Here is a 17,094-nt window from a genome sequence, read left to right as displayed (position 1 = left end):
TCGACACTGCGACGCGAGTCATCGGGCATCATCCGGATTCATTTCCGGAGCCTCGCCATGCCCGCCCACGAAAAGCTCAACTACGTCGAACTTCCCGCCCGCGATCTCGATGCGACGAAGCGGTTCTTCGCGCAGGCATTCGGCTGGACCTTCGAGGACTACGGTCCCGACTACATCGCGTTCTCGAACGAAGGCCTCGACGGCGGTTTCTATCGCGCGGATCTGCAGGCGCGCAGCGAGGCGGGCAGCGCGCTGCTGGTGTTCTACAGCGCACGCATCGAAGAGACGCTGGCGAAGGTCGAGGCCGCGGGCGGCACGATCCTCAAGCCGGTGTTCGAGTTTCCAGGTGGTCGCCGTTTCCACTTCGCCGAGCCGAGCGGCAACGAGTTCGCGGTGTGGTCGGATCCGCTTGGTTGAACAGCGCCGACGCGCGACATCGAGTGCTCGACGGCGGTCTTTCCGCAGCGCAGCACGCCTTATTTCGAACTGCTGCTAAAGTGCATCCATCGTCGATTCTCACCGATCGCCACCATGCCGCAAGCCGATCCAACGCGTTTTCTTTTTTTTGGCCCGAAGAATGTTAGCGCTAACTTTATCGTGCACGGAGCGCGGTCGTGACCGTCGTCGCCGGCGTCGACGCCGGGACGCAAAGCGTCAAGCTGGTGGTCTACGACGCCGATGCGCGTCGGGTGATTGCCCACGCCAGTGCGCCGCTCGATCTGATCAGTGGTGACGACGGCAGCCGCGAACAGCAGCCGGGCGCCTGGGTCGACGCGATGCGCGACTGTTTCAATGCGGTGGACGTGGGCATCCGCCACCGGATCGAGGCGCTGGGGGTGTCCGGCCAGCAGCACGGGTTCGTCCCGGTCGATGCGGAGGGCGACGTGCTGGGCCCGGCCAAGCTGTGGTGCGATACCAGTACCAGCGCCGAGTGCGGCGAGATCATGGACGCGGTCGGCGGCGCAGCGCGCTGCATCGAGGTGGCGGGCAATCCGATTCTTGCCGGCTATACCGCCTCCAAACTGCCGTGGACGCGCCGGCACCGGCCCGAGGTCTACGCGAAGCTCGCGACGATCCTGTTGCCGCACGACTATCTGAATTTTGTCCTGACCGGCGAGCGCTATTGCGAACACGGCGACGCGTCGGGCACCGGCTGGCTCGATGTGCGCACGCGCACGTGGTCCAGCGCGATGCTCGAAGCCACCGACGGCGCGCGTGACTTAATCGACTGCCTGCCGCCGCTGGTCGAGTCCGACGCGCTGTTCCCGGTATCGGCCGCGATCGCGAGCGAACTGGGGCTGTCGGCCGGCACGCGTATCGCCGCGGGCGGCGGCGACAACATGATGGCCGCGATCGGCACCGGCTGCGTGGCCGAGGGCCGGTTGACGATGAGCCTCGGCACGTCCGGCACGCTGTTCGCTTACGCCGACCGGCCGATCGTGGATGCCGACGGGGCCTGGGCGGCGTTCTGTTCGTCCAGCGGCGGCTGGCTGCCGCTGATCTGCACGATGAACTGCACCGTGGTCACCGAACAGGTCGCGAAGATGTTCGGTTTCAGCACTCGCGACGGGGATGCGCGCATCGCGGCGACGCCGCCCGGCGCCGATGGACTGACCTTCCTACCCTTCCTCAACGGCGAACGCACGCCCGACCTGCCGCTGGGCAAGGGTGTCCTGGCCGGCCTGGCGGCCCACAACATGCGCGAGGCGCATGTCTATCGCGCGGCGATGGAAGGGGCAACCTACAGCCTGCGCTACGGCTACGACGCTTTCGTCGGCGCGGGCATGCGTTTCGACCGCATCGCCCTGACCGGCGGCGGCGCCAACAGCGCGGCCTGGCGGCAGATGGTGGCCGACGTGTTCGACTGTCCGGTCGACGTACCCGCGCAGGTCGAAAGTGCAGCCTTCGGCGCTGCGCTGCAGGCCCTGTGGTCGCTGCAACGTGCGCAGGGCGATGCGACCTCGCTGGCCGATCTCGCCGCTGCGCACGTCGCCGTCGATCCGGCATTGGCCTGCACGCCCGATCCGGAGCGCGTACGTGCCTACCAGCCTGCGTACCAGCGTTTCCTGCGACACCTGGATGCGGTGCGTCCGCTCTACGCCGCGCCGCGTCCGCCCACGTAGTCGCGGCGGCGCAGGCCGCGCTGCCGATATCGAACCGCGACACGCCCGAACGCGTCGCTCGCGACGACCTTTCCACGCACTGCACGAGAACCCCATATGAGCGCACAGCATTTCATCGGTGGCCGCGAATACTTCGGCGGCATCGGTACGATCCCCTTTGAAGGCCGCGAGTCCGACAATCCGCTGGCCTTCAAGGTCTACGAGGCCGATCGCCGGATCGGCGGCAAGACGATGGCCGAGCACCTGCGCTTCGCGGTCTGCTACTGGCATACGTTCTGCAATTCCGGCCAGGATCCCTTCGGTCCGGGCACGCGCCGTTTCCCCTGGGACGGCGGTGAACCGCTGGCGGCGGCCGAAGCCAAGCTCGACGCCGCGTTCGAGTTCTTCACCAAGCTCGGCGTGCCGTACTGGTGCTTCCACGATGTCGACCTGGCGCCGGACGCCGACGACATCGGCGCCTACGAGAAGAACCTCAAGCACATGGTGGCGCTGGCCAAGGAGCGCCAGCAGGCGACCGGCATGAAGCTGCTGTGGGGCACGGCGAACCTGTTCTCGCATCCGCGCTACATGAACGGTGCATCGACCAATCCGGACTTCGCGGTGGTCGCGCGTGCGGCGGTGCAGGTCAAGGCCGCGCTCGACGCGACCGTCGAACTGGGCGGCGAGCACTATGTGTTCTGGGGTGGCCGCGAGGGCTACGCCAGCCTGCACAACACCGACATGAAGCGCGAGCTGCAGCACTTCGGCCGCTTCCTGACGATGGCGCGCGACTACGGCCGCAGCATCGGACTCAAGGGCAACTTCCTCATCGAGCCCAAGCCGATGGAGCCGATGAAGCACCAGTACGATTTCGACAGCGCGACCGTCACCGGCTTCCTCCGCGAGCACGGCCTGGACCAGGACTTTAAGCTCAACATCGAGGCCAACCACGCCACGCTGTCGGGCCACACGTTCGAACACGACCTGCAGGTGGCCAGCGATCACGGCCTGCTCGGCAGCATTGACGCCAACCGCGGCAATGCCCAGAACGGCTGGGACACCGACCAGTTCCCGACCGATCTCTACGACACCGTCGGCGCGATGCTGGTGGTGCTGCGCCAGGGCGGGCTTGAGGGCGGCCTGAACTTCGACGCCAAGCCGCGCCGCGAATCGAGCGACATGGCCGATCTTTTCATTGCCCACATCGGCGGCATGGATGCGTTCGCACGTGGCCTCGAAGTCGCCCACGGCCTGCTTCACGATTCGCCTTGGGAGCAGTGGCGCAAGGACCGGTATGCAAGCTTCGACGTGGGCGATGGCCAGGCGTTCGAGAGCGGCACCCTGTCGCTGGAACAGTTGCACGCGATCGCATCGAAGGCCGGGGAGCCGCAGCAGCGCAGCGGCCGCCAGGAAGCCTACGAGAACCTGCTCAACCAGTACCTGCTGCGCTGAGGCCACGGGAACATGGGGGCCGGGGCAGCCATCGCACACACTGGAAAGAGTTCCGGATGCGCGGCGGCTCAGGTCCCGCGCAGGCGCCGTCTATTTCTGACGGCGCGGTTCGGCCACCGAGTCGCGCTTGATCAGCCGGTGCGCGATGACATGGTCGGTCAGCACGCGGGTGGTGCTGTCATTACGGCGGATGCCCCGCACCAGTACGTCGATCGCCGCATTGGCCATCTCGGCGATCGGCTGGTTGATGGTGGTCAGCTCCGGCCAGACCGTGGTCGCGGCCGAGCTGTCGTCGAAGCCGACGACCGACAGATCGCGTGGCACGTCGAGGCCGCGGCGGTGGGCGACGGAGATCGCGGCGGCTGCCATGTCGTCGTTGCTGGCGAAGATCGCGCTCGGCGGCTTGCGCAGTCCCAGCAGCTTTTCCGTCGCGGTGAGCCCGGAGCGGTAGGTGTAATCGCCCTGCTGGACCAGCGCTGCCTCGAGGGCGATGCCGGCCTCGTCGAGCGCGGCCTTGAAGCCTTCGAAGCGGCGCGCGGTCGCACTGAGATAGGTGCCGCCCTTGATGCAGGCGATCCGTGTGTGACCCTGTTCGATCAGATGTTCGGTGATCTCCTTGGCCGCGCGGAACTCGTCGACGCGTACGCAGGAGATATCGTCGCTGAAGTGGCCCGATGCGATCGCGACGACAGGCACGCCGGCGCGCACGAATTCGGTCACCGCCGCCCGCGATTCGCACAGCGGCGGTGGCAGGATCACGCCGTCGACACGCTTGGCCAGCGCCCGCGCGGCCTTGCGCTCGGCATCGGCGTCCAGTTCGTCCCAGTAGTCGATGACCAGCTGGATCGCGGTGCCCGAGGCCACGCGCAGCAGGCCGACCAGCAGCTCGCGCAGATAGGCGCCGCTGGGATTGGTGTAGACCAGCGCGATGCGCGTGTGCTGGGCCGCGGCCAGCGAACTGGCGGCGAGGTTGGGCGTGTAGTTCAGCTTGCGCACGGCGCGCATGACCCGTTCGCGAGTGGATTCGCGAACCTTGCCCTGGCCGTTGACCACACGCGAGATCGTCATTGGCGACACGCCAGCGAGGGCGGCCACTTCGGCAATCGTGACGCCGCGCGTCTTTCTGCGGACCGATTTTTTCGTCTTCTCCAACGCTCGCTCCTTCACTCGCCAGGCGAGGGGGTCGGCCCGCTACGCGCGGGCACACACGCATGAAAGCCGTTTTTGTACGGGGAATCCATATGCCGAAGATGTTACCGCTAACCCATTGCAGCGGCGATACGCGCCGTTACCGCCAGTTGCTGGCCTCGACGTTGTGCGCGCTGGCCCTGCTGTGCGCGTCCGTCGCGCAAGCCGAAGACGGCTACGACTTGTGGTTGCGCTACGTGCCCCAGGAGTCAACCACCCGCATCGCGCAGCTGGTGACCCCGGCGGACTCCGAGATACAGACGGCGACGCATGACGAACTGCGTCGTGGTCTGGCGGGCGTGCAGGGCGCGGTGCCGGCTGAGGGCGCATCGGTCACGCGCGCAGGCGCGCTGCTGGTTGGCACGCCGGCGTCCGCGCCGCAGATCGCCGCATTGCGGCTGGATCTCGACGGACTGGGCGAGGCGGGCTATCGCGTGCGCAGCGCCGTCGTCGACGGCCACGCAACCACCGTCGTCGCAGCGAACACCGATATCGGCGCGCTCTACGGTGCGTTCCACGTGCTGCGCCTGCTGCAGACCGGCCAGCCGCTCGAGGGGCTGGACGTACGCGAGTCGCCGCAACTCGCGGTGCGCGTGCTCAACCATTGGGACAATCTCGACCGCTACGTCGAACGCGGCTATTCCGGGCAGTCGATCTGGGACTGGCACCGTCTGCCCGGCTGGCTCGATCCGCGCTACACCGATTACGCGCGCGCCAACGCCTCGATCGGCATCAATGGCACGGTGCTCAACAACGTCAACGCCAATGCCGAGGTGCTGACGCCGATGTATCTCGAAAAGGTCGCCGCGATCGCCGGCGTGCTGCGACCCTATGGCATGAAGGTCTATCTGAGCGCGCGCTTCAGCGCGCCGATGGAGATCGGCGGCCTCGCGACGGCCGATCCGCTCGATGCCGACGTGCAGCGCTGGTGGCGGACGAAGGCCGACGAGGTCTACGCGCTGATTCCTGATTTCGGTGGCTTTCTGGTCAAGGCCAATTCGGAAGGCCAGCCCGGCCCGCAGGACTACGGTCGCTCCCACGCCGACGGCGCCAACATGCTGGCCGACGCGGTCGCACCGCATGGCGGCATCGTGATGTGGCGCGCTTTCGTCTATTCCGACGAGGAACCGGTCGACCGCGCGAAGCAGGCCTTCAACGAATTCGTGCCGCTCGACGGCACGTTCCGCGACAACGTGCTGGTGCAGGTCAAGAACGGCGCGATCGACTTCCAGCCGCGCGAACCCTTCCATCCGCTGTTCGGCGCAATGCCGAAGACGCCGCTGATGATGGAATTCCAGATCACCAAGGAATACCTCGGCTTCGCCACGCACCTGGCCTACATGGGCCCGTTGTATGAGGAAGTGCTGGATGCCGACACCCAGGTGCAGGGACCGGGCTCGACGGTCGCGCGCGTGCTCGACGGCTCGCTCGACGGACATGCACTGACCGGCATCGCGGGCGTTGCCAACGTCGGCAGCGACCGCAACTGGAGCGGCTCGCATTTCGACCAGGCCAACTGGTACGCCTACGGGCGCCTGGCCTGGAATCCCGGCTTGTCGTCGCGCGACATCGCGATCGAGTGGACGCGGATGACGTTCTCCAACGATCCGGCGGTGGTCGAGCCCATCGTCGGCATGATGATGGCTTCGCGCGAGGCGGTGGTGGACTACATGACGCCGCTCGGCCTGCATCACGTGATGGGACGTGGCCATCATTACGGCCCCGGCCCCTGGGTCGACGGCGGCCCGCGCGCGGACTGGACCTCGGTGTATTTCCACCGCGCGGATGCGAACGGCATCGGCTTCGACCGCACGCGGACGGGCAGCAATGCGGTGTCGCAATACGCGCCCCCCGTGGCCGCGGCGTTCGAGGATGTCGCGCAGACACCCGAGAACCTGCTGCTGTGGTTCCACCACGTGTCCTGGGATCATCCGATGCAGAGCGGACGTCCGTTGTGGGACGAGCTGGTGCAGCGCTACGACCGCGGCGTTGGCACGGTGCGCGAGATGCGCGCGACCTGGGCCGGTCTCGATGGCCGCATCGATCCCGCGCGCCATGCGCAGGTCGCCGCGTTCCTCGCCATCCAGCAGGACGAGGCGCAGTGGTGGCGCGATGCCAGCGTCGCCTATTTCCAGTCGATCTCCGGCCGTCCCTTGCCGGCGGGCAGCGCCGCGCCGCCGCATCCGCTGGCGGACTACGAGGCGTTGGCATTTCCGCACGCGCCGGGTGATACGCAGTGACGCGCGCCGGCCCAGAGGTCGTACCCGTTCCAGCCGCGCGTGTCCGCCGCGGTCTGGCTGCACTGCTGCTGATGCTGGCGCCGGTCGCGCCTGCGATCGCCGACGACGCCGGCACCGCGTTGCTGCATCCGCTGTTCCAAAACCATGCCGTGCTGCAACGCGACCAGCCCATCCGGGTCTGGGGCGAGGCCGCGCCGGGCGAGACCGTCGAAGTGGCGCTGGGGCGTCACCAGCGCCGCGCGCGCGTCGATGCGGACGGCCGCTGGCAAGTCGAGTTGCCGGCAATGCAGGCCGGTGGTCCGTATCGCCTGCGTGCGCGCGCCGGTGCGGTCTCGCGCACGGTCGACGACGTGCTGGTGGGCGATGTCTGGCTGTGTTCGGGCCAGTCGAACATGGAACTGCAGGTCTGGCGCTCGCTGGATGCGCGCGCCGAGATCGCCGGCGCGGCCAGCGACACCATCCGCTTGCTGACCGTGCCGCAGGCCGGCAACGTGGTGCCGCAGACGCGGTTCGGCGCCGACACCCGCTGGCAGACCGTGACCCCCGAGTCGATCCGCGATTTTTCCGCGGCCTGTTACTACTTCGCGCGTGAGCTGCAGCAGACGGTCGACGTGCCGATGGGGCTGGTCAATGCGGCCTGGGGCGGTTCGCGCATCCAGGCCTGGACCAGCGCCGATGCGCTGCGCGCAGGCGGCGGCTACGACGCGGAACTCGACGTGCTGGCGCTGTCTGCCACCGATCCCGGCGCGGCCGTCGCGCGCTGGGGCGAGGTGTGGAGCCGCTGGTGGCAGCAGCGGCCGGGCATCGCCGCCAATGATCGCCCGTGGGACGGCAACGCGGACGGCGCTGCCTGGCGCGAGGCGCCGCGCGATCTCGGCGCCTGGGAACGTTGGGGCGTGCCGGAACTGGCCGCATTCGACGGCATGCTCTGGTATCGCACGCAGGTCGCGCTGACCGAGGCCCAGGCTGCGCAGGACGCGACCCTCGTGCTCGGTCCGGCCGACGAGATGGACACGACCTGGGTCAACGGCCGGGCGGTCGGCAGCACCTACGGCGCCGGTACCCCGCGTCGCTACGCGCTGCCGCGCGGCCTGCTGCGCGCCGGTGACAACCGCATCGTCGTCAACGTGCTCGATACCTATCGCGAGGGCGGACTGGCCGGTCCGGCGTCCGCACATGCTCTGCAGCTGGCCGACGGCAGCACGGTGCCGCTTGATGGTGGCTGGCGGTACCGCATCGTGCCGCCCGCGGTCGGTTCACCGCCGCGTGCGCCGTGGCAGTCCGCCGCCGGCCTGTCGACGCTGTTCAACGGCATGATTGCGCCGCTGTCGGGCATGCATCTGCGCGGCATGCTCTGGTACCAGGGCGAATCGAACACCGGCGAGGCCGACGCCTATGCCGGCTTGCTGCGCGGCCTGCGCGACGACTGGCGCGGTCGCTTCGGCGATCCCGACCTGCCGTTCCTCGTCGTCCAGCTGGCCAACTACGGCACGCCGGCCAGCAGCGCCGGCGACAGTGACTGGGCCGCCCTGCGCGAGGCGCAGCGCGTTGTCGCCGCCGAACCGCACAGCGCGCTGGCGGTGACGATCGACATCGGCGAACGCCACGACATCCACCCGCCGAACAAGCAGACGCTGGGGCAACGTCTCGCGCGCGCCGCGCGCCATGCCGTGTACGGCGAACGCATCGCGCCGTCGGGTCCGGTGCCGCGTCGGGCCTGGCGCGACGGCGAGACGGTCATCGTCGCGTTCGCCGATGTCGAGGGCCGCCTGGTGGCGCACGGCGCCGCGGGACCGGTCGGATTCGAACTGTGCGGGGCAGAAGCAGGCAGTTGCCGGTTCGTCGACGCAAGAATCGATGGCGCCCGCGTGCGTCTGCACGTCGGCGACATGCCTGCACCGGTGCGCGTGCGGCACGCCTGGGCCGATGCGCCGCTGGTGAACCTGTTCGACGCAGCGGACCTGCCGGCGGGACCGTTCGAGATCGAGATCCAGTAAACGCCTGACCTGCGCGATGCGGCAGCGCGCCGCCGCGTGCGCCGGGTCCGTCCAAATCCTTTCCCTGTCCGATCGCTCCGGAAGCCCATATGTCGACATCCCGTTCCCCCGATCCAGACCCCCACAGCTCGAACCGCGATCGCGAGATCGTCGAAGCGCGGGTGATCGTGACCTGTCCCGGCCGCAACTTCGTCACGCTGAAGATCTTCACCCGCTCGGGCGTCACCGGGCTCGGCGACGCCACGCTCAACGGCCGCGAACTCGCCGTCGCCGCGTATCTGCAGGACCACGTGGTGCCGAACCTGATCGGGCGCGATGCCGGTCGCATCGAAGACCTGTGGCAGTTCCTCTACCGCGGCGCGTACTGGCGACGCGGCCCGGTGACGATGACCGCGATCGCCGCGGTGGACGTCGCGTTGTGGGACATCCTCGGCAAGATGGCCGGCCTGCCGCTGTACCAGTTGCTCGGCGGCCGCTCGCGAGAAGGCGCGCTGGTCTACGCACACGCCAACGGCCGCGACATCGCCGAAGCCAGCGATGCGGTGGGCACCTACATCGACAAGGGCTTTCTCGCGGTGCGCGCGCAGTGCGGCGTGCCCGGCGTCAAGAAGGCCTACGGTATCTCCTCGGGCGGCAAGCCCTACGAACCGGCCGAAAGCGAACTGCCGGCCGAAACCGAATGGAACACGCCGCGGTATCTGGAGACGGTGCCGGCATTGTTCGAGCGCGTGCGCGCCGATCACGGTGGCCACGTTCAACTGCTGCACGACGTGCATCACCGCCTGACCCCGATCGAAGCCGCGCGCCTGGGTCGCGAACTCGAGCCTTATCGCCTGTTCTGGATGGAAGACGCCACGCCGGCCGAGAACCAGCGATCGTTCGAGATCATCCGCCAGCACACGGTGACGCCGCTGGCGGTGGGCGAGGTGTTCAATTCGATCTGGGACTGCAAGCACCTGATCGAGCACCAGCTGATCGATTACATCCGCACGACGATCGTGCACGGCGGCGGCATCACCCACATTCGCCGGCTCGCGGATTTCGCCGGCCTGCACCAGGTGCGTACCGGCTTCCACGGCGCGACGGATCTGTCGCCGGTGACGATGGGCGCGGCGCTGCACTTCGACACCTGGGTCCCGAATTTCGGCATCCAGGAGTACATGTTCCACAGCGACGAGACCAATGCGGTGTTTCCGCACGATTACGTGTTCCGCGACGGCCGGCTGCATGTCGGCGACACGTCGGGCCACGGTGTGGAGATCGACGAAGCCCTGGCGGCGAAATATCCCTACAACCCGAAACAGCTGCCGATCGCCCGTCTCGAAGACGGCGCGATGTGGGACTGGTAGCGACATGGAGGAGACCGGAATGAAGCGATCGACAACGGGTGCGGCCTGGGCGGTGTGGACCGGTGGCGCGGGGTTCGATGACTCCGCGGAGATTGTCTGCAACAAACGGGTCGGGTCTCACCGCACGCTCGACTGTCGAACGCCACGCGTACCACGCGCGCGTGCGAACGCGTTCCTGGCGACTGCGCTCGCGGCACTGTCGGCGATGGCGGGCGGCGATGCGTTCGCGCAGACGACCGTCTCCACCGCCGCCGTCGAAGCGCACGCCGCCACCGCACCCGTGCTGTTCGACTGGTTCGAATACACCGGCCGCGACCGCGCGTTCGAGACGCCGCTGCCCGACGGCCACTTCCGCAACCCCATCCTCGCCGGCTTCCATTCCGACCCGAGCATCGTCGCCGCGCGCGGCAAGTTCTACATGGTGCATTCCACGTTTACCTACTTCCCGGGCATCCCGGTGTTCGAGAGCGAGGACCTGGTGCACTGGACCCAGGTCGGCAGCGCGATCCATCGCCCGGGGCAGCTCGACTTCGACGGCCTCGGCCTGTCGCGCGGCGTGTTCGCGCCGACCATTGAGTACCGCGACGGCACGTTCTACGTGGTCAACACCTCGGTCGATGCCGGCGGCAACTTCATCGTCACCGCGACCGATCCGGCAGGGCCGTGGTCGGATCCGGTGTGGCTGCCGGGCATCGGCGGCATCGATCCCTCGCTGTTCTTCGACGACGACGGCCACGCCTACATCCTCAACAACGACCTGCCCGAGGTGCCGGTGCGCTACGACGGCCACCGCGCGATCTGGTTGCAGGCGATCGACATGGACACGCTAAAGCCCTTCGGCCCGCGCAAGGTGCTGATCGACGGCGGCGTGAAGCCGGAAGACAACCCGATCTGGATCGAGGGCCCGCACCTCTACAAGGTCGACGGCTGGTATGTGCTGTCGAACGCAGAGGGCGGCACAGGCCCGCAGCATTCTCAGGTGGTACTGCGCAGCCGCGATGTCTGGGGGCCGTACGTGCCCTACGAACACAATCCGATCCTGACCCAGCGCGACCTGCCGGCCGATCGCGACCTGCCGATCACCAACGCCGGCCACGTGGACATGGTCGAAGGACCGGACGGGAGCTGGTGGGCGGTGTTCCTCGCCAGTCGCAACTACGACGTGCGCCAGTACAACACCGGCCGCGAAACCTTCCTGCTGCCGGTGACCTGGGAAGACGGCTGGCCGACGATCCTGCCGTTGGGCGAGACCATCCCTTACATGCTGCCGGCACCGTCGTGGATGACGCGCAGCGCCGACCAGGCGCCGATGTCGGGCAACTTCACATGGCGCGACGGGTTCGACGCACCGCAACTCAAGCGCGAGTGGATGTTCGTGCGCGTGCCCAAACGCGACTGGGTCGATCTGGCCTCGCACCCGGGCAAGCTGGCGATCCATCCGCTGCGCGCGGGCCTCGACACGCTGGGCAATCCATCCTTCATCGGCCGCCGCCAGCAGCACCTGGTGTTCGAGGCGAGCACCGCGCTCACGCCGCCGGCGCAAGGCGTCGCGGCGGGCCTGGCGGCATTCCAGAGTGGCAACCACTGGTATGTCGTCGGTGCGCGTCGCGCTGCGGACGATGCGCTGCAGCTGTTCGTGGAACGCGCCAAGGGCGAGGGCGCGCCGACCGAGGTGCTGGCCACGCGCACGGTGCCAGCTGTTGATGCGCTGCGCCTTCGGATCTCGGGCGACGAGGGCGAGATCGCGTTCGCGTTCGCGGCCGACGATGGCGACTGGCAGCCGCTGCTCGAGGGCGCGGACGCGACCATGCTCAGCACCGACGATGCCGGCGGCTTCGTCGGCGTGACCCTGGGCCCGTACGCGCGCGACGAGCGGTGAGCGTGCGGTACCTGTCGGACGACACGCTCGTCGCGCTGCCGCCCGGGATCGCGCGGCCGACGTATGACCGTGCCCGTACGCGCATCGGGATCGTCCACCTGGGTGTGGGCGCGTTCCACCGTGCGCATCAGGCGGTCTACATCGACGATCTGCTGCGTGAGGCACCCGACTGGGCGATCTGCGGCGTGTCGCTGCGCAGCACCGACGTGCGCGACGCGCTGCGTCCACAGGACGGGCTGTACACGCTGGCGCTGCGCGATGGAGGCGCGTCGCTGCGGATCATCGGTGCGCTGCGCGAGGTGCTGTGCGCGGCCGACGAACGCGATGCGGTGCTTGCACGTCTGGCCCACCCGGATGTGCGCCTGGTGATGTTGACGGTGACCGAGAAGGGCTACTGCCTGTCGGCCGACGGCGTCGATCTCGCGCATCCGGACATCGCCCGCGATCTTCAGACGCCCGAGGCGCCGTCGAGCGCGATCGGCGTCGTGGTCGCCGGGCTCGCCTTGCGGCGGGCGAACGGTCTGTCCGCGTACACGGTGCTGAGCTGCGACAACCTCGCAGACAACGGCGGGCGCCTGCGACGCGCAGTGCTCCAGTACGCGCGCCAGTTCGATGCCGGGCTCGCGGATTGGATCGACGTCCACGCGACGTTCCCGCGTTCGATGGTCGACAGCATCACCCCGGCGACCGACGCCGCGCTGCGCGCCGACGTCGACGCCGCGCTCGGCGTGCGCGATGCCTGGCCGGTACAGCGCGAGCCGTACACGCAATGGGTGGTCGAGGACGCGTTCTGCAACGGACGCCCGCCTCTGGAACGCGCCGGCGTCATTCTCAGCGGCGACATCGCCGGCTGGGACCGCGCCAAGCTGCGTCTGCTCAACGGTCCGCACAGCGCGCTGGCCTATCTGGGTCTGTTGCTGGCGCTGGAGACCGTCAGCGACGCGATGCGTCACCCGGCACTATCCGCGTTCGTGGAGCGCCTGATGCGCGACGACATCGCGCCGACGCTCGATGCGATGGACGGCTTCGATGCGCAGGCCTATATCGGCGCGATCCTGGACCGGTTCCGCAATCCGGCGATCCGCCACCGGCTGGGTCAGATCGCCTGGGACGGCTCGCAGAAACTGCCGGTACGCCTGCTCGGCACGATTGCCGATGCGTTGGCGGCGACGCGTCCGATCGACCGGCTGTGCCTGCCGATCGCCGGGTGGATGCACGTCGTCCGGCGTCAGTCGCAGGCGGGCGTCGCGTTGAACGATCCGATGGCGGAGCTGCTCGCGGAGATCGGCGCCGCGATGACCGGGGATGCGGCGCACGATGTGCGTGCGTTGCTGGCGATCGAGCCGATATTCGGTGCAGTGGCCGGCGACGTGCGGGTTGTCGATGCGCTGGTGCGTGCGTACGCGGCGCTCGGTGCGGGCTCACCGGACGCGGTCGCGCGGGCGCTCGCCACGGCGTGAGGTGTGCGCTTCGTGCGTCTGTGGACCGGGTCGCTCCGCCGATGAACGCGTGACGGCCGGTGTCAGGACGCTGCCCCGGGCTGAAAGGCTTGTTTCCGTCATTCCCGCCTTCGCGGGAATGACGGACATGTTCAGAGGATCCCATTCAGAGGATCCCAATGCGTGCGGCGCAGCGCATGCGCGCGAACGAGCGATGCGCCAAGAGCTGCGAGCACGGGTCTGCAGCGCTGCGGTGCAGATCGCGTTCGCTGACGTCCCGTCAACGCGAGCCCGATTCCACCGGGACGGCCAGCACCGCATCCAGCGCGGGCTTGGGCTGATGGTCGCGATCGAACAGCAAGGTGTAGTTGGTCCGCCCCGGCACGGGGTAGTCGTTCTTCCACGACATGCCGTCCTCGACCCCCCAGACACTGACCCGATCGATGACATCGCGCTTGCGATGGAACAGGCGGAACAGCTCGGCATAGCGCTTGGTGAGCTGCTGCTGCACATCGCCCGGCAGCCCGTCGCGGTACGGGTCGAGATAGCGCTTGAACTCCGGCAGCTGGAACTGCGGATGCGCCATGCCGGTGCCGATGATCTGGCCTTCGCGGGTCAACGGCAGCACGTCGATATCCAGCTCGGTGATCATCACCTTGACCCCGAGCGCGGCGTAGGCGTCGATCGACGCCTCGATCTCCCCGATCGACGGATAATTGAGGCCCCAGTGGCCCTGCATGCCGATGCCGTCGATGCGGATGCCGGCCGCCTGCAGCATCTTGACCATGCGCACGATGCCGGCGCGCTTCTCCGGTCGCCAGGCGTTGAAGTCGTTGTAGTACAGCGCGGTGTCGGGTGCGTAACGGCTGGCGGCCTCGAATGCGTGCCGGACCACGGCATCGCCGTCGCCTTCGAACGCGCGCGTCCACACCGTGTCGCGGTAGGCGCCGTCCTCGCCGAGGATCTCGTTGACGACGTCCCAGGCATCGACGCGGCCGGCGTAGCGTCCCGCCACCACTTCGATATAGGCGCGCATCCGCTCGGCCATCGCGTCGGGCGTTGCAGGCGTGCCGTCGTCGCGTTCGAAGAACCAGGGCGGCGTCTGGTTGTGCCACACCAGGGTGTGGCCGATCAGATACATGCCGTGGCGCTCGCCGTAGGCGACGAAGGCATCCGCGGCGTCGAAGTCCCAGACGCCGGGTTGCGGATGCAGCTCTTCGGCCTTCATGACGTTCTCGGCCGTGAGCGCATTGAAGTGGCGCGTGACCAGCGCCTCCGCACGCGGATCGCGTCCGGCGACGATGTCGTCGTTGACCGCGGTGCCGAACATGAAAGCGTCGCGGTAGGCGTCCTTGAGCGTGGTCGCCGATGTGGGCGCGACTGCAGGCGTTGCGCGCGCGACCTCGGCGCCCGATGCGGGGGCAAGGCCGAAGAGCAGCAGCGGCAGCAGGAGGGCAGGGCGGATGCGTCCAGTCATCTGGGATCTCCTGTGACTTCGGGAAGGCGTCAGGCCGGTCTGGCCAGGATGTTGCGCGCGGCGCACGGCGTCACAGCCGATAGGCCTGCTTCGGCAGGCGGTAGGCGAGATCGACGACGACTTCGGCGGCGTCGTCCTCGTCGATGCGGTGCTCGGCGACGAGCTTGGCGAGGAACGCACAGTCCACCCGGCGGGCGACATCGTGACGCGCGGGGATGGACAGGAACGCGCGCGTGTCGTCGTTGAAGCCGACGGTGTTGTAGAAACCGGCGCTGGCGAGCGTCTGCTCGCGGAAGCGCCACATGCCTTCGGGCGCATCGTGGAACCACCAGGCCGGTCCGAGGAGCAGGCAAGGATAGTGACCGGCCAGCGGCGCGAGTTCGCGCGCGTAGGTGCTCTCGTCGAGCGTGAACACGATCAGGGTGAAACCGGGCACATTGCCCACCCGGTCGAGCAGCGGCTTGAGCGCGTGCACGTAGTCGGTGCGCAGTGGGATGTCGGCACCCTTGTCGCGGCCGTAGCGCGCGAACAGATGCCGGTTGTGGTTGCGGAAGCAGCCCGGATGGATCTGCATCACCAGGCCGTCGTCGAGACTCATCTTGGCCATCTCGGTCAGCATCTGCGCGCGGAACAGTTCGGCCTGCGCCGGTGTCGCCGCGCCGCGCACGACGGTGTCGAACAGTCTGCGCGCCTCGGCCTCGGACAGGTCCGCGGTCGCGCAGCTCGGATGGCCGTGATCGGTCGACGTCGCGCCATGCGCGGCGAAGAACGCGCGGCGCTGGCGATGCGCGCGCAGATAGCCGCTCCACGCGTGGACGTCCTCGCCGCTGATCTCGCCGAAGCGGCGCAGCGCGTCCGGAAACTGTTCGTGTTCGGGATCGATGACCGGATCCGGCCGATAGGCCGTGACCACGCGGCCCGACCACCTGCTGGACTGGATCGCTGCGTGATGGGTCAAGGGATCGAGCGGCGATTCGGTGGTCGCGATGACCTCGATGTTGAAGCGCTCGAACAGCGCGCGCGGCCGGAAGTCCGGCGTCTGCAGCGCGGCGGTGATCGTGTCGTAGTAGTCGTCCGCGGTGACGGCCGAGAGGCGCTGGCGCAGGCCGAACACGTCATGGAACACGTGGTCGAGCCACATGGAAGACGGCGTGCCGCGGAACAGCGTGTAGCGCTCGGCGAACAGTCTCCACGCGTCGCGCGGATCGACGTCGGCGCGCGAGCCATCCGTGCGCGGGATGCCCAGCGCGTCCAGGTCCACGCCCTGACTGTAGAGCATGCGGAACACGTAGTGATCCGGCACCAGCAGCAGTTCGGTCGCATCGGCGAACGGCGCGTTGCCGGCAAACCAGGCCGGATCGGTATGGCCATGCGGACTGACGATCGGCAGCCCGGCCACCTCGGCATGCAGGCGCCGCGCGATGGCGCGTTGGGTCGGGTCCGACGGGAACAGGCGGTCGGCGTGCAGGGTGAGGGGGCGAGGGGCGTGCGTCATGACGAGGCTCGGGTGGAATGTGTCGATGTGCGCTAGCGCGTACGCCGTGAGTTGATTACTGGAGCTGGGCGTCTGATGCGACGTCGTTGCTCACTTTGCCGAGGCGTTCTACATGCGCTTCGGAATGCCGCTCGCATCGAGAAGCAGCAGCTGGGCAATGCTTCACTTTGCAGCGCCGCGGCGTTCCGCCCGAGCGCAAGCTGTTGCTGTTGCTCTTGCTCTTGATCTTGATCTGTTCGAGCCGTAAAGCGAGCCGAGCATCGCAGGGCCGCGAGGCCGGGGAGCAGCCCATGTCTGAGCGCAGCGAGTTTGGGCTGCGTGCCTCGTGGACCGAGAAGCGCAGGGCACCGGCGCGGCGTAGCCGTGTCGGATCGCGTCCGGCGAAGAAGGTTTTGCTTACTTTTGCCAAGACAAAAGTAAGCCGCGCGACAGCGCGGAAGCCCTGTACTTGATCTTCGCCTTGCGAGCACTTCGTC

The 17,094-nt window shown here is 68.1% G+C and carries 12 protein-coding genes; 8 read left to right on the top strand and 4 right to left on the bottom strand.

Annotated elements, in window-relative coordinates:
* The first annotated feature begins 57 nt into the window (after positions 1–57).
* The 3 genes from ACZ9YD_RS14905 to xylA all read left to right on the top strand — a co-directional run bounded on the left by ACZ9YD_RS14905 (position 58) and on the right by xylA (position 3,554).
* Positions 58–417 carry a VOC family protein gene (locus tag ACZ9YD_RS14905; RefSeq protein ID WP_465076066.1) on the top strand — a complete coding sequence of 120 codons (360 nt, stop codon included), beginning with the start codon at positions 58–60 and terminating at the stop codon, positions 415–417.
* A gap of 197 nt (positions 418–614) precedes the next feature.
* Complete coding sequence (gene xylB / locus ACZ9YD_RS14900) at positions 615–2,123, top strand: xylulokinase (protein ID WP_465076065.1); 1,509 nt, start codon at positions 615–617, stop codon at positions 2,121–2,123.
* A gap of 96 nt (positions 2,124–2,219) precedes the next feature.
* Positions 2,220–3,554, top strand: a complete 1,335-nt coding sequence (xylA, locus tag ACZ9YD_RS14895) for a xylose isomerase (RefSeq protein WP_465076064.1) — start codon at positions 2,220–2,222, stop codon at positions 3,552–3,554.
* Positions 3,555–3,644: 90 nt separating this feature from the next.
* Here xylA and ACZ9YD_RS14890 read toward each other — a convergent pair whose 3' ends face one another.
* Positions 3,645–4,706 (bottom strand): LacI family DNA-binding transcriptional regulator, encoded by a 1,062-nt coding sequence (locus ACZ9YD_RS14890; RefSeq protein ID WP_465076063.1) that lies wholly within the window; start codon positions 4,704–4,706, stop codon positions 3,645–3,647.
* Between the two features lie 98 nt (positions 4,707–4,804).
* Between ACZ9YD_RS14890 and ACZ9YD_RS14885 the strand changes: the two genes are divergently transcribed.
* The 5 genes from ACZ9YD_RS14885 to ACZ9YD_RS14865 all read left to right on the top strand — a co-directional run bounded on the left by ACZ9YD_RS14885 (position 4,805) and on the right by ACZ9YD_RS14865 (position 13,667).
* Complete coding sequence (locus ACZ9YD_RS14885; protein WP_465076244.1) at positions 4,805–6,982, top strand: alpha-glucuronidase family glycosyl hydrolase; 2,178 nt, start codon at positions 4,805–4,807, stop codon at positions 6,980–6,982.
* 71 nt (positions 6,983–7,053) lie between these two features.
* Positions 7,054–8,979 carry a sialate O-acetylesterase gene (locus ACZ9YD_RS14880; RefSeq protein WP_465076243.1) on the top strand — a complete coding sequence of 642 codons (1,926 nt, stop codon included), beginning with the start codon at positions 7,054–7,056 and terminating at the stop codon, positions 8,977–8,979.
* A gap of 89 nt (positions 8,980–9,068) precedes the next feature.
* On the top strand, positions 9,069–10,328 hold the full coding sequence (gene manD, locus ACZ9YD_RS14875; RefSeq protein WP_465076062.1) for a D-mannonate dehydratase ManD: 1,260 nt from the start codon (positions 9,069–9,071) through the stop codon (positions 10,326–10,328).
* A gap of 205 nt (positions 10,329–10,533) precedes the next feature.
* Positions 10,534–12,207, top strand: coding sequence for a glycoside hydrolase family 43 protein (locus ACZ9YD_RS14870; protein WP_465076242.1), 1,674 nt, complete (start codon positions 10,534–10,536; stop codon positions 12,205–12,207).
* Entirely contained in the window at positions 12,204–13,667 is a 1,464-nt protein-coding gene (locus tag ACZ9YD_RS14865) for a mannitol dehydrogenase family protein (protein ID WP_465076061.1), read from the top strand. Before ACZ9YD_RS14870 ends, ACZ9YD_RS14865 begins: the two co-directional genes overlap by 4 nt.
* A gap of 259 nt (positions 13,668–13,926) precedes the next feature.
* Here ACZ9YD_RS14865 and ACZ9YD_RS14860 read toward each other — a convergent pair whose 3' ends face one another.
* From ACZ9YD_RS14860 to ACZ9YD_RS14850, 3 genes are all read right to left on the bottom strand, one after another.
* The gene (locus ACZ9YD_RS14860) at positions 13,927–15,123 is read right to left on the bottom strand and encodes an endo-1,4-beta-xylanase (RefSeq protein WP_465076060.1); all 1,197 of its coding nucleotides are present in this window, start codon (positions 15,121–15,123) and stop codon (positions 13,927–13,929) included.
* A gap of 70 nt (positions 15,124–15,193) precedes the next feature.
* The gene (gene uxaC / locus ACZ9YD_RS14855) at positions 15,194–16,618 is read right to left on the bottom strand and encodes a glucuronate isomerase (protein WP_465076059.1); all 1,425 of its coding nucleotides are present in this window, start codon (positions 16,616–16,618) and stop codon (positions 15,194–15,196) included.
* A gap of 55 nt (positions 16,619–16,673) precedes the next feature.
* The coding region (locus ACZ9YD_RS14850; protein WP_465076058.1) for a hypothetical protein at positions 16,674–17,094 on the bottom strand (421 nt) is incomplete at its 5' end.

The organism is Luteimonas sp. AC640a (genome assembly GCF_979256585.1).
Note: the sequence above shows the minus strand (reverse complement) of the source record. Positions and strands in the feature narration are given on the sequence as shown.

Coding starts and splice junctions, on each gene's coding strand:
- ACZ9YD_RS14905 (WP_465076066.1), top strand. CDS start 58: ATGCCCGCCCACGAAAAGCTCAACTACGTCGAACTTCCCGCCCGCGAT.
- xylA (WP_465076064.1), top strand. CDS start 2,220: ATGAGCGCACAGCATTTCATCGGTGGCCGCGAATACTTCGGCGGCATC.
- ACZ9YD_RS14885 (WP_465076244.1), top strand. CDS start 4,805: ATGTTACCGCTAACCCATTGCAGCGGCGATACGCGCCGTTACCGCCAG.
- ACZ9YD_RS14880 (WP_465076243.1), top strand. CDS start 7,054: ATGCTGGCGCCGGTCGCGCCTGCGATCGCCGACGACGCCGGCACCGCG.
- manD (WP_465076062.1), top strand. CDS start 9,069: ATGTCGACATCCCGTTCCCCCGATCCAGACCCCCACAGCTCGAACCGC.
- ACZ9YD_RS14870 (WP_465076242.1), top strand. CDS start 10,534: ATGGCGGGCGGCGATGCGTTCGCGCAGACGACCGTCTCCACCGCCGCC.
- ACZ9YD_RS14860 (WP_465076060.1), bottom strand. CDS start 15,123: ATGACTGGACGCATCCGCCCTGCCCTCCTGCTGCCGCTGCTGCTCTTC.
- uxaC (WP_465076059.1), bottom strand. CDS start 16,618: ATGACGCACGCCCCTCGCCCCCTCACCCTGCACGCCGACCGCCTGTTC.